We start from the raw sequence: 13,074 nt of genomic DNA, 5'->3' as shown, positions 1-13,074 counted from the left end.
AGGAGGAAAAAGCTTTGGCTGGAAGAGAATATCCATTGGAAAGAACCAGAAATATTGGTATTATGGCCCATATCGATGCTGGTAAAACAACATTGACAGAGCGTATCCTCTATTATACTGGTGTAAACTATAAAATCGGTGATACTCATGAAGGTACTGCTACCATGGACTGGATGGAGCAGGAGCAGGAAAGAGGAATCACAATCACTTCAGCTGCTACAACCTGCCACTGGACCCAGCAGGAACACTGCAAGGTAAAGCCGGGTGCTCAGGAACACCGTATCAATATTATTGATACTCCAGGCCACGTTGACTTTACAGTAGAGGTTGAGCGTTCCCTTCGTGTACTGGACGGCGCTGTGGGCGTGTTCTGTGCAAAGGGTGGAGTTGAGCCGCAGTCTGAGAACGTATGGCGTCAGGCGGATACCTACAATGTACCACGTATGGCATTCATCAACAAGATGGATATCATGGGTGCTAACTTCTATGGTGCCGTTGATCAGATCAGAACCAGACTTGGCAAAAACGCAATCTGTCTTCAGCTGCCAATCGGCGCAGAAGATGAATTTAAAGGTATTATTGATCTGTTCGAGATGCAGGCTTACATCTACAATGACGAGAAGGGTGAGGATATTTCCATCGTTGAGATCCCTGAGGATATGCAAGTCGATGCCGAGCTTTACCACACCGAATTAGTAGAGAAAATCTGCGAACTTGATGATGATCTGATGATGCAGTATTTAGAGGGAGAAGAGCCTTCTGTAGAGGAACTGAAGAAAGCACTGAGAAAAGCGACATGCGAATGTACTGCGATTCCGGTATGCTGCGGTACCGCTTACAGAAACAAAGGTGTTCAGAAACTTCTTGATGCAATTGTAGAATTTATGCCTGCTCCAACAGATATCCCGTCCATTAAGGGTGTGGATATGGATGGCAACGAAGTTGAGAGACATTCTTCCGACGACGAGCCATTCTCAGCGCTGGCATTTAAGATTATGACAGACCCATTCGTGGGTAAGTTAGCATTCTTCCGTGTATACTCCGGAAGCATGAACTCCGGTTCTTACGTTCTCAATGCCACCAAAGGCAAAAAAGAGCGTGTTGGACGTATTCTTCAGATGCATGCCAACAAGAGACAGGAGTTAGATAAGGTTTATGCAGGAGATATTGCTGCTGCTGTAGGTTTCAAGACCACAACAACTGGCGATACTATCTGTGACGACCAGCATCCGGTAATCCTGGAATCCATGGAGTTCCCGGAGCCTGTTATCGATATCGCGATCGAGCCGAAGACCAAAGCTGGTCAGGGCAAGATGGGCGAGGCACTTGCAAAGCTTGCAGAAGAAGATCCGACCTTCAGAGCGAAGACAAACCAGGAGACCGGCCAGGTTATTATTTCCGGTATGGGCGAGCTTCATCTGGAGATCATTGTAGACCGTCTGCTGCGTGAGTTCAACGTAGAAGCCAACGTAGGTGCTCCTCAGGTTGCTTACAAGGAGACATTTACAAAGGCTGTTGACGTAGACAGCAAGTATGCGAAGCAGTCCGGCGGACGTGGACAATACGGACACTGTAAGGTTCACTTTGAGCCGATGGATGCCAACGCAGAAGAACTGTTTAAGTTTGACTCCTCCGTTGTCGGCGGTGCTATTCCGAAGGAATATATCCCGGCAGTCGGTGAAGGTATTGAGGAAGCTTCCAAGTGTGGTATTCTTGGCGGATTCCCTGTACTGGGTGTTCATGCAACCGTATATGACGGTTCCTACCATGAGGTAGACTCCAGTGAAATGGCATTCCACATCGCTGGTTCCATGGCGTTCAAGGATGCGATGCACAAAGCCGGAGCTATCTTACTTGAGCCGATTATGAAGGTTGAAGTAACCATGCCGGAAGACTACATGGGTGATGTTATCGGTGATATCAACTCCCGTCGTGGCCGTATTGAAGGTATGGACGATTTAGGCGGCGGTAAGATTGTTCGCGCATTCGTTCCGCTGGCAGAGATGTTTGGATACTCCACAGATTTACGTTCCAAAACACAGGGACGTGGTAACTACTCTATGTTCTTCGAGAAATACGAGCCAGTTCCAAAATCTGTACAGGAGAAGGTACTTGCTGAGAAGAACGGTAAATAATCCGTCACTCCCAAAAGGGACTTCAGCAGACCAGAAAATCCGGGTACTAAATGGACTCCGAGCGGCCTAAAACCGCCCGGAATCCATCAAATAGGCTTGAAAATAGTGCATAAATAGCATATAATAAAAGACAGCCTAACATAAAAATTAAAGCTCAAAAGAGCACAAATTAAGGAGGACGTTATAAAATGGGCAAAGCTAAATTTGAAAGAAACAAACCACATTGTAACATCGGTACCATTGGCCACGTTGACCATGGTAAAACAACTTTAACAGCTGCTATCACAAAGACTCTTCATGAAAGATTAGGTACCGGTGAGTCCGTAGCTTTCGAGAATATCGATAAGGCTCCGGAAGAGAGAGAGCGTGGTATCACTATTTCTACTTCTCACGTTGAGTATGAGACAGAGAAGAGACATTATGCTCACGTTGACTGCCCAGGCCATGCTGACTATGTAAAGAACATGATCACTGGTGCTGCTCAGATGGACGGCGCTATCCTTGTTGTTGCTGCTACTGATGGTGTTATGGCTCAGACAAGAGAGCACATCCTGCTTTCTCGTCAGGTAGGCGTTCCTTACATCGTAGTATTCATGAACAAGTGCGATATGGTTGACGACGAAGAATTACTTGAATTAGTAGACATGGAAATTCGTGAACTGTTAAATGAATATGAATTCCCGGGCGATGATACACCAATCATCCAGGGTTCCGCTTTAAAGGCTCTTGAGGATCCGTCCAGCGAGTGGGGCGATAAGGTTCTTGAATTAATGAAGGCTGTTGACGAGTGGGTTCCAGATCCAGTTCGTGAAACAGACAAGCCTTTCTTAATGCCAGTAGAGGACGTTTTCTCCATCACAGGTCGTGGTACTGTTGCTACAGGTAGAGTAGAGCGTGGTACATTACACGTATCTGACGAAGTTGAAATCGTTGGTATCCATGAAGAGACCCGTAAGGTAGTTGTTACAGGTATCGAGATGTTCCGTAAGCTGTTAGACGAGGCTCAGGCTGGTGATAACATCGGTGCATTACTTCGTGGTGTTCAGAGAACTGAAATCGAAAGAGGACAGTGTCTTGTTAAACCAGGTTCTGTAAAGTGCCACAAGAAATTTACAGCTCAGGTTTACGTTTTAACAAAAGATGAAGGTGGACGTCATACTCCTTTCTTCAACAACTACAGACCTCAGTTCTACTTCAGAACAACTGATGTAACTGGCGTATGTGATCTTCCAGAAGGCGTAGAAATGTGTATGCCTGGCGATAACGTAGAGATGACTGTAGAACTGATTCACCCAGTAGCTATGGAGCAGGGTCTTCGTTTCGCTATCCGTGAAGGCGGCAGAACTGTTGGATCAGGAAAAGTTGCTACAATCATTGAGTAATCATGCGTAAGCAATGAGCAGTGCAAATAATGCGCAAGCATTGAGCAGTGCAAAAATAAATGTGAAAGTGCCCAGAGGAGAGCTAGCTCTTCGCTGGGCACTTTTGCATTTATTTTTATAGGGCGAAAGCCCGGAGCTTCTTGTCCGCCGAATTTGCGGGCAAGAAGATGCACTGCGGAGTAGCGGGAGGCCAAGGGAGAGCTAGCTCTTCGCTGGGCACTTTTGCATTTATTTTTATAGGGCGAAAGCCCGGAGCTTCTTGTCCGCCGAATTTGCGGGCAAGAAGATGCACTGCGGAGTAGCGGGAGGCCAAGGGAGAGCTAGCTCTTCGCTGGGCACTTTTGCATTTATTTTTATAGGGCGAAAGCCCGGAGCTTCTTGTCCGCCGAATTTGCGGGCAAGAAGATGCACTGCGGAGTAGCGGGAGGCCAAGGGAGAGCTAGCTCTTCGCTGGGCACTTTTGCATTTATTTTTATAGGGCGAAAGCCCGGAGCTTCTTGTCCGCCGAATTTGCGGACAAGAAGATGCACTGCGGAGTAGCGGGAGGCCAAGGGAGAGCTAGCTCTTCGCTGGGCACTTTTGCATTTATTTTTATAGGGCGAAAGCCCGGAGCTTCTTGTCCGCCGAATTTGCGGACAAGAAGATGCACTGCGGAGTAGCGGGAGGCCAAGGGAGAGCTAGCTCTTCGCTGGGCACTTTTGCATTTATTTTTATAGGGCGAAAGCCCGGAACAGGAGAAACACTATGAAAATATTCATCAGCGCAGACATTGAAGGCTGCGCCGGACTAAGTTTCACCGATGAGACTCATAAAAATGAGTCTGTTTACCAGAGGTATGCAGAGGAGATGACAAACGAAGTCGTCGCAGTCTGCGAGGCGGCTCATGCCGCCGGAGCGACCGCTATTGTCGTAAAGGATGGCCATGGCGATGCATCTAATATTAATCCTCTCGCGATGCCGGAATATGTAACGCTGATCCGGGGAAAGAGCGGACATCCGTATAACATGATGTTCGGCCTTGACGAAACCTTTGACGGAGTATTTTTTCTTGGGTATCATGCGGCCGCCGGCAATCCGGAGTTTGCCATCAGCCACACCTCCACAGGAAACAGCCAGTACATTCGCCTCAATGGCCGCTATATGAGCGAGTTTATGCTCAATACATACACCGCGTCTTCACTCGGAATACCAGTTCTTTTTCTCTCTGGTGACGAGGCCGTGTGTCGGGATGCCAGAGAACTGGCACCGCATATTTCGACTGCCGAGATCAAGCGCGGTGTAGGCGGTGCCACCTTCTGCACTCCGCAGAAGCTCGCAATAGAACGTCTCTGTGAAGCTGCCAAAACCGCTGTAGAAAACCGGAGAAAATCATCAATCCCTATAGTGGATTTACCGGAAGAGTTTATTTACGAAGTGACCTACAAGGACTGGAAGAAGGCGTATCAGATGTCTTTTTATCCAGGTATGGAGCAGGTGGACCGTTTTACAAACCGTCTCAAAGCAAAATGCTGGACGGAGGTTATTACTGCCCACAGTTTTGTTGTTTATTAGTCATAATATCCACAAAGCGACCTTTGATTGAGGTGCTCGTGGAGTTCCAGATGGTACCAATATTGTAAGTAATTTTAGAATTCCGTAATAAAAACTTTATTGCAAATGGTATTGCAATTAGGTATCATGGTAGAGTACATAAAGTTAGACATCACGGAGGGAAACAGGAATGGATAGTAAGATGATAAGAAGAGGAGCGGCAGGCATTCTGGCTACAGTGTTGTTGTGCTTTACCGGTGTGTTTGCTTCATTCGCCAGCGTGGACACTGAGACTTCTGAAAACGCTGAGACACAGGGACCCAAGGTGGAATCATCGATCACCTCCTGCCTGATCAATCCGGATAAGAAAAGTGTGACGGTCAAGGTCACCAGCAGCGGAGACATGACCGGTACGGACGGAGTTCTCTATCTGGTGGAACAGAAGCCGTATCAGAAGAATCTGGAAGGACGCCTTGATTACGCGGGGGCCGCTTCATTTGGAACGGAGGTAACGTATCAGTTCCCGTTGAATGAAGGCACTGCGGAGGACCGGTTATACAGCAGATTTGTGGTAGCGGTCTGGGATGGTGCGAAATACATCGAGGTCAGCGACCCGCACTATATCACAAATCCGGAGGCGGTAGCTCCGAACACAGCGGCATTTAACGATCCTTTGACAAAAAAAGGGCTTAATATCGAGCTTAATATGCTGGCAGACGCATTTGATCTGGGTGTCAAACATGTGGGAACGAATATTGCCTTTCATCAGATTTTAGGTCAGGGTATTGACTATCAGTATGACGGTAAGACGTATCATTTCGACAAGCGGGTCATTGAAGATTACGACAGAACCATCAGTGCGCTTTCCGGTAAAGGTATGACGGTTACGGCTATCATCCTGAATGGATGGAATGATGCTACGCCGGATCTGATCTATCCCGGTACGAAGAAGTCTTCAAAAGCATTCTATTATTTATTTAACGCGGCAACAGAAGCCGGTTTTGAGCAGACTAAGGCTATCGCTTCATTCCTTGCAGAGCGTTATAATGGAACGAATCCGGATCATGGAAAGATTTCTAACTGGATCATTGGCAATGAGATTAATAACCAGCAGTGGAATTACACTGGAGCCTGGGATTTAAACAGCTACGTTCAGGCGTATCAGGATGCATTCCGCGTGTTCTATACGGCAATCAAGAGCACCAGTGCAAATGACAGGGTCTATTTCTCCCTCGATTATAACTGGAATGCGGAGATCGACAACAAGTTAAAATACGGCGGAAAAAATATTGTGGATACATTTAATTCTATCGCCAACACGCAGGGACAGATGGACTGGGGATTGTCTTACCATCCGTATCCGGCGCCTATGACGGAACCGGAATTCTGGGATGATGCGCAGACCGGATGGATTACCAATGACTTTAACTCCCCTGTCATCAACTTTGCGAATTTAAGTGTTCTTACAGACTACATGGCACAGGCTGCATTCCGTTCACCGACTGGAGATGTCCGCCATATTATCCTTACAGAGGAAGGATTTACGGCGAAGAGCCCGACAAGAGGAGACATTCCTCAGATTCAGGCGGCGGCATTTGCCTATTCCTATTACCTGGTAGATAGTAATCCATATATCGACGCCTATATCTTAAGCCGTCAGGTGGACGCGCCGTTGGAGGTGCGCAGCGGATTGGCATTTGGTCTGTGGGAGTGTGATATGAATCAGGGAGATACCATTGTGGCCACGAAGCGCCGTAAGATCTGGCAGGTGTTCCGTGACATTGATAAGAAGAAGTATACGCTGGAAGCTACGGAATTTGCAAAGCCGATTATCGGTGTCAACAAGTGGTCTGATCTAATTCCGAATTTCAGATGGCGTTCCATGGAGTAGAAGAGACGAAAGTGAATGAATAAGAAGTGGAAGTGCTTCCCGGGAAGACATGTGCTTCCCGGGTTATTTTTATGGAAAGACAGGAGCAGATTATGAAGAATCGATCAGAACAAGAGGAATCAACCCTAAGAAATAGTATACAGGAAAAACAGAATCAACAGAATCGGGAGTTCCATCGGGAAAATCGGCCAAAGGCTGTAAATCAGGCAGAAATATTTTTGCAGGAAGTACGAAGCGATGAGTTGATCGATCGGCTGACAGAAGTATGGAGGCGCTCTGTCAAGAAAACCCATCTTTTTCTGTCTGATCAGGAAATCGGAGAAATAGAGAAGTATGTCCCGGCCGCGCTTCTTGAAGTTCCCACTCTGGTGACAGCTGTAAATACAGAGGGTGAACCCATTGCCTTTATGGGTACAGCGGGAGAGCGTTTGGAGATGCTTTTCCTTGAACCGGAAATGCGTGGATCTGGTTTGGGCAGGCGGCTTCTTACCTATGGTATAGAGGAGTTGGGAGTACGTGAATTGTGCGTAAATGAGCACAACCCGTTGGCGAAAGGGTTTTATGAGCACATGGGATTTGAATGTTTCAAACGGACGGAGCTGGACGAGCAGGGAAATCCATATCCGCTGTTATACATGCGTTTGACGGCTATGACGGCAGGCGAATCAGGCAATGAGGCTATCGATCGTCTGAAGATTGAGGAGTAAGTTCGATAAAAACATGTAGTTTATAAATAGGCCTTTTGAAAGTCTCATCAAATACATTATAAAATATAGTATGAAAAAGTATAAAAGCAACATGAAGTTCAAATAAAACCGAACATAAAACCACATAAAGCCCAACGCGAAACTCCACATACCTCCCCCATAAACTCCAACCTGCCTCAACATAAAAGGACGCCCCCGCCAAATACCTGACAGGAACGTCCTTTATATAATTGTTCTTAAAATCTAAATTTCTCACTGAATACTGAAATTCAACATCTCCCACCACTGACTCCCATCTTAATATTACTGGTAACTCAGCGCCGCATATGCATCCAGCATTCCGCCGCTCACCATTTTCCCGCTTAACTGGTCCATCTTTCGGCTGGAGTTCAGCAGAATATTCTTCACGTCGGACAGTGAGATCTCGGGGCGGTAGGAGTAGAGCATGGCGGCGACTCCGGTCACCATAGGGGCGGCCATGGAAGTGCCGCTCATAAAACCGTAATTATTGCCCGGCAATGTGCTGACAATATAGGTTCCGGGGGCTGCGATATCCACGCTGGCGGCTCCGTAGTTGGAGTCACGGCTCAAACTTCCGTCGAATAACAAGTTGGCAACGGAGATTACGTTGTCAAATGGGAATGACGCGGGATAGACCGGGTAAATGTCGGTGTCGTATCCCTTTCCGGCAATGCCCCCGTTGCCGCAGGCCACGATGAACAGCATCTTCGAATTCTGCATGGTCTGGGCCAGCGCCTCGTTATAAGCGGAGGTTCCCATGCTTAAGTTACAGATGGCGGCGCCGTTGGCTTCCGCGTAGCGAATGGCCTGGATGACAGAGTCGGGCGAACCCGTTCCGTCACTGCCGCCTAATGCCTTTAAGGACATAATCTTTACGTAATTGTTGTCAGTGATGCCGGCGATTCCGTAGGAACCGCGGACTGCGGCGATGGTGCCTGCGGCGTGGGTGCCGTGGCTGTCTTCTTCGCCGACAAAGATCTGGCTGCTGCCGGAATAGAAGTTCCAGCCGTGAACATCGTCCACGTAACCATTTCCATCATTGTCAATTCCATCACCGGGGATTTCTCCGGGATTCGTCCACATGGCGCCTGAAAATTCCTGATGGTTATAATCGACGCCTGTGTCGATGATGGCTACGACCACGGACCGCTTATTTTCTGACTGGTCATAGAGATCCCAGGCTGGGCGGATATTGATATCGACACCCATTACCGCGTCGGTAACCGTGGACTCGAAGTCACCGGGGCCAAGGCCCGGAAGGCCGAAACCGCCTTTGCCGCCGGAATAGATATTGTCAGCGGCCTGGAACTTTGCTTTTATCTCAACGAGCTGAAATTCCCCGTCATTCTTTAATCCCCATTGATAGGTGGCAAACTGGTCTGCCGGGGATAAATTGACAAGGCCTGGCCCCAATGCGAAGGTCTGCAGGGACTGGCCGCTCTGGCTGACGGACAGCATGTCTCCCTGTGTTGTTTTCCAGGAGGCCGTTCTATCACTTCCCAAATCGGAAATGGATCTGGAATCGGAAGTGGATGCAAAAGTCCATGGGATCACTGCAGACACAGCGATGGCAAGGGCTAAAGAAAGACTGACTGCGCGCGTTCTTTTCTTCATTCTGATGATTCTCCTTATGCGAGGAACATTTTTCTTTAGTATACCATAATCCCGGAGCAAAGGAGTGGAAAAATATGTGAAAATTCCCTTAATATTTTCTCAGCAGGCTGGGAACTGCAACCTCACCAGACCCGCCAGTGCGGTGGCAAGCGCCTCGTGGCCCTCTTTTGTAAGGTGCATATAATCGATTTTATTGTTTTCTTTTACGACGGTATTGGCGTCGAAATAGTGGCAGCCCATCAACTCTGCGATTTTTCTGTATTCTTCGGCGAGCCCTTCTGACTTTTCCGCACAGCCGCGGCCCATAGTACCGCCTACCGCTGTGGCCTCGTACTCTTTCTCGATGTTCTTGGGAGCGATCACAAGGATACCCGGCTTCTTATCCCGCCAGCAGTCGGTGGTGGCGATGGCCTTTGCGATGAGACGCTTGAGGCCCAGCGCAATGCAGGCGGCGGATGCGCCGAAGCGTTCCTTGGTATCATTGGTTCCCAGCATGATGATCAGCAAATCTACGGGTTCGTGGCTCATGAGGCATGGGTAAATATAATCCAGCCCGGACAAGCCCTCGTGGATCGGATCGTTAAAACAGGTGGTCCGGCCAGACAGGCCTTCCTCGAGAACGAGATAATCTTCCCCCAGCTTCTGTTCCAGGAGACGCGGCCAGCGCTCATTTTCATCAAAACGGCCGTCGTTCGCAGCACAGTACCCGTGGGTATTGGAATCTCCGTAGCATACAATGTGTTTTTTCATGATGTCCTCCTTCTAAAAAAGAGAGGATGCAGCCTGCAAGCAGGTACATCCTCTCAGACTGATTCTTAAAGTTTTTATAAATCTTTCGTATCCTCGACAGCTTTTCTGATATCGTGGTAAAGCTCTACCAGCTTCGGATCATCCAATGCAACCGGAAGGAATGGAAGTCTCGGATCGCCCATCGGACAGCCGTCCAAGGAGATGATTCCCTTTACTGCACCGTGCATGGACGGGAAGGAGCAGAGACGGTAAATAAGCGGGGTAACCAGATTCTGCACTTCTCTGGCCTTTTCCCATTCGCCGCGGTTAACCAGTTCATCCATTTTTAAGTATAACTCCGGCATGGCACCGTATGTACCGCCAATACCGGCATCAGCGCCCATCAGGCGTCCTGCGATGAACTGCTCGTCCGGTCCGTTGAATACGATGAAATCCTTTCCGCCGGCCAGTTTAAAGCGAAGGATATCCTGTGCCGGGTCAGAGGAGCATTTTACGCCGGCAACGCGCTCGTTTTCCAGCATGCGGCCGAACAGCCCCATGGACAGATTGAATCCGGTTAGCTGCGGGATATTATAAATGAAGAAAGGAAGATCGGCAGCCTCGGTAATTTTTGTCCAGTGCTGGTATACACTTTCCTCGCCCATGTGGTAATATACACAGGGAACCGCGGATGTAGCATCGGCGCCTACAGCCTCCGCATGTTTGGCGAGTTCGGCGGAATGTCTCGTATCAGGACAGCCTACATGGACGATGATATTCATGCGTCCTGCCGCTTCCTTTACAACAGTCTCCGTCACGGCCTTTCTTTCTTCCGTATCCAGAAGGAAGCCTTCGCCTGTACTGCCGCAGACATACATCTGCTTAATACCTTTGTTACAGAAATAGTTTACAACGGCCCTCGTCGCCTCTAAATCAACATCGCCGTTTTTGTCGAACGGAGTGTTGAGCGCAACAGTAACGTTTTTGAATTTGTTGACATCATACTTGGACATAATACATACCTGCCTTTTCAATTATTATAATAATTCAACAGTATCTGTGTGTATCATATCATCATTACTGGCAGAAATCAATAAAAATAAAAACTTTTTTTTATTTAATGTTTGTATTGAAAATATTTTTTATACGTGCTATGATTAAAACAGTTAAAAATCCCAAAAATCAGTAAAAAATACAAGAGGGGGTATCTAATATGGATTATTCAGTACTGGAACGGGTCAGAGGTGGTCTGATCGTATCCTGCCAGGCATTAAAGGAAGAACCGCTGTACAGTTCTTACATTATGTCCAGAATGGCATATGCGGCCAAAGAGGGCGGCGCGGTCGGCATCAGAGCTAACACGGTCGCAGATATTGTGGAAATTAAGAAAACGGTAGATCTTCCGGTAATCGGCATTATTAAGGAAGTTTACGGGGACTGTGACGTATATATCACACCGACCATGAAGGAAGTTGACGCGCTTGTGGAGTGCGGCGTGGATATTATTGCCACGGACTGCACCAACCGCATCAGACCGGATGGAAAGACTCTGGACGAGTTCTTCGCAGAAGTACGCGCGAAATATCCGGATCAGCTTTTTATGGCAGACTGTTCCTGTTATGAAGAAGGTCTTCATGCCGCACAGATCGGACTTGATCTGGTTGGTACAACGATGAACGGCTATACGGATTATACAAAGGGAGCCAGGCTTCCTGATTTTGATTTGATGAAGCATCTCGTTGAGACCTGCGGCAAGCCGGTTATCGCGGAAGGCGGAATCTGGACGCCGGAGCAGTTAAAGGCGGCTCTCGATACCGGTGTGCTGGCGGCAGTTGTAGGTACTGCGATCACGAGACCGAGGGATATCACAAGACATTTTGTGGCTGCGATACAGTAAAGAATAGTTAGGTATGACGGACAAAGAGGCCAGAAAAGTTAGTTTCTTTGTCCTTTTTCTATCAGGAGGAGATTGTTATGAGGATTGCGGCACTGGATATCGGAGGCACCTCCATCAAGTCTGGAATCTGGAACGGACAGGACATTGTGGGGGTGAAGGAGCATGCCACCAATGCCAGGAACGGCGGAAGGTATGTGATGGAGCGGGCTGTGGAGATTCTCCGTCAGTACGATGACTTTGAGGCCATCGGGATCAGCACTGCCGGCCAGGTGAATTCTGCGGAAGGCTATATCCGATACGCCAATGAAAACATACCCGGTTATACGGGGATGAAGGTGCGGGAGATCATGGAGCGCGAGTTTCGTGTGCCTGTCGCTGTAGAGAATGACGTCAACGCGGCAGCCATCGGGGAAGGCCAGTTTGGAGCGGGAAGAGACTTTCAGGATTTTCTCTGTATCACCTACGGGACCGGAGTCGGCGGCGCCATTGTCATGAATAAGGGAATCTATACGGGAAGTGCCTGCTCGGCGGGAGAGTTCGGCGGTATTATGATCCACCCGGAGGACAGCGTGTACGGGGAACCTTTCTGTGGCTGCTACGAGAAATACGCTTCCACCACGGCGCTGGTGCGGAGGGCCATGGCCTACAACCGGGACCTGGACAATGGAAGAAAGATATTTGCCAGACTGGACGATCCGAAGGTGAGAGACATTGTGAACAGCTGGATCGATGAGATTGTGTACGGGCTGATTTCTGTTATTCATATTTTTAACCCGTCCTGTATCGTCTTAGGGGGCGGTGTCATGGCGCAGCCCTATATTCTGAAAGAGGTGAAGCAGAAGGCTTCTGCGAGAATCATGAGCAGCTTCCGCAATGTGGAACTGCGCCAGGCGGAACTGGGCAACCGTGCCGGGTTGATGGGCGCGGCGTATCTGGCCGGTGCACTCTTAAAAAAGAACGGCCGGACTGAAGTGCAATAAGCAGAACTGAAGTAAGCAAAAGCGAAATTAGCATAATTGTTTCGAAAACAAATGCAATACTACAAAACTGTATACAATATCACGAAGGAATCTTTTGGATATTTGTAAACCGGATAAAAGATACATAAAATAAAAAATGAAAAAAATTTTCTTCTATCCAATGTTGACAAAATAAATTTTCGGTAATA

At 48.2% G+C, this 13,074-nt stretch carries 10 protein-coding genes; 7 read left to right on the top strand and 3 right to left on the bottom strand.

Going from position 1 to position 13,074, the window contains the following annotated elements; all coding sequences use genetic code 11:
* The first annotated feature begins 14 nt into the window (after window positions 1-14).
* The 5 genes from fusA (at window position 15) to M1L66_RS28850 (ending at window position 7,645) form a co-directional block, all read left to right on the top strand.
* On the top strand, window positions 15-2,135 hold the full coding sequence (gene fusA / locus M1L66_RS28870; RefSeq protein ID WP_187020098.1) for an elongation factor G: 2,121 nt from the start codon (window positions 15-17) through the stop codon (window positions 2,133-2,135).
* Window positions 2,136-2,323: 188 nt separating this feature from the next.
* Window positions 2,324-3,517 (top strand): elongation factor Tu, encoded by a 1,194-nt coding sequence (gene tuf, locus M1L66_RS28865; RefSeq protein ID WP_002604729.1) that lies wholly within the window; start codon window positions 2,324-2,326, stop codon window positions 3,515-3,517.
* A 744-nt stretch (window positions 3,518-4,261) separates the two neighbouring features.
* Window positions 4,262-5,068 (top strand): M55 family metallopeptidase, encoded by an 807-nt coding sequence (locus M1L66_RS28860; protein WP_434689037.1) that lies wholly within the window; start codon window positions 4,262-4,264, stop codon window positions 5,066-5,068.
* A 169-nt stretch (window positions 5,069-5,237) separates the two neighbouring features.
* On the top strand, window positions 5,238-6,938 hold the full coding sequence (locus tag M1L66_RS28855; protein ID WP_434689035.1) for a DUF5722 domain-containing protein: 1,701 nt from the start codon (window positions 5,238-5,240) through the stop codon (window positions 6,936-6,938).
* A 92-nt stretch (window positions 6,939-7,030) separates the two neighbouring features.
* Complete coding sequence (locus tag M1L66_RS28850; RefSeq protein WP_434689033.1) at window positions 7,031-7,645, top strand: GNAT family N-acetyltransferase; 615 nt, start codon at window positions 7,031-7,033, stop codon at window positions 7,643-7,645.
* 303 nt (window positions 7,646-7,948) lie between these two features.
* Here M1L66_RS28850 and M1L66_RS28845 read toward each other — a convergent pair whose 3' ends face one another.
* The 3 genes from M1L66_RS28845 to M1L66_RS28835 form a co-directional block, all read right to left on the bottom strand.
* Entirely contained in the window at window positions 7,949-9,280 is a 1,332-nt protein-coding gene (locus M1L66_RS28845) for a S8 family peptidase (RefSeq protein ID WP_434689031.1), read from the bottom strand.
* Window positions 9,281-9,379: 99 nt separating this feature from the next.
* Window positions 9,380-10,030, bottom strand: a complete 651-nt coding sequence (locus M1L66_RS28840; RefSeq protein WP_434689029.1) for an SGNH/GDSL hydrolase family protein — start codon at window positions 10,028-10,030, stop codon at window positions 9,380-9,382.
* A gap of 74 nt (window positions 10,031-10,104) precedes the next feature.
* On the bottom strand, window positions 10,105-11,022 hold the full coding sequence (locus M1L66_RS28835) for a dihydrodipicolinate synthase family protein (protein WP_187020088.1): 918 nt from the start codon (window positions 11,020-11,022) through the stop codon (window positions 10,105-10,107).
* Between the two features lie 200 nt (window positions 11,023-11,222).
* On the opposite strand from M1L66_RS28835, the gene M1L66_RS28830 reads away from it, so the two are divergent.
* A complete protein-coding gene (locus M1L66_RS28830) occupies window positions 11,223-11,906 on the top strand; it encodes an N-acetylmannosamine-6-phosphate 2-epimerase (protein ID WP_156833463.1) in 684 nt (227 codons plus the stop codon).
* Between the two features lie 77 nt (window positions 11,907-11,983).
* Window positions 11,984-12,886: an ROK family protein gene (locus tag M1L66_RS28825; RefSeq protein WP_434689027.1), complete on the top strand. Its 903-nt coding sequence runs from the start codon at window positions 11,984-11,986 to the stop codon at window positions 12,884-12,886.
* Window positions 12,887-13,074 lie beyond the last annotated feature (188 nt).

This window comes from Hungatella sp. SB206 (assembly GCF_051132295.1).
Classification (GTDB): Bacteria; Bacillota; Clostridia; order Lachnospirales; family Lachnospiraceae; genus Hungatella; species Hungatella effluvii.
This window is presented reverse-complemented; position numbering and strand designations above follow the sequence as displayed.

Coding starts and splice junctions, on each gene's coding strand:
- M1L66_RS28840 (WP_434689029.1), bottom strand. CDS start 10,030: ATGAAAAAACACATTGTATGCTACGGAGATTCCAATACCCACGGGTAC.
- M1L66_RS28825 (WP_434689027.1), top strand. CDS start 11,984: ATGAGGATTGCGGCACTGGATATCGGAGGCACCTCCATCAAGTCTGGA.
- M1L66_RS28860 (WP_434689037.1), top strand. CDS start 4,262: ATGAAAATATTCATCAGCGCAGACATTGAAGGCTGCGCCGGACTAAGT.
- tuf (WP_002604729.1), top strand. CDS start 2,324: ATGGGCAAAGCTAAATTTGAAAGAAACAAACCACATTGTAACATCGGT.
- M1L66_RS28835 (WP_187020088.1), bottom strand. CDS start 11,022: ATGTCCAAGTATGATGTCAACAAATTCAAAAACGTTACTGTTGCGCTC.
- M1L66_RS28830 (WP_156833463.1), top strand. CDS start 11,223: ATGGATTATTCAGTACTGGAACGGGTCAGAGGTGGTCTGATCGTATCC.
- M1L66_RS28845 (WP_434689031.1), bottom strand. CDS start 9,280: ATGAAGAAAAGAACGCGCGCAGTCAGTCTTTCTTTAGCCCTTGCCATC.
- M1L66_RS28855 (WP_434689035.1), top strand. CDS start 5,238: ATGGATAGTAAGATGATAAGAAGAGGAGCGGCAGGCATTCTGGCTACA.
- M1L66_RS28850 (WP_434689033.1), top strand. CDS start 7,031: ATGAAGAATCGATCAGAACAAGAGGAATCAACCCTAAGAAATAGTATA.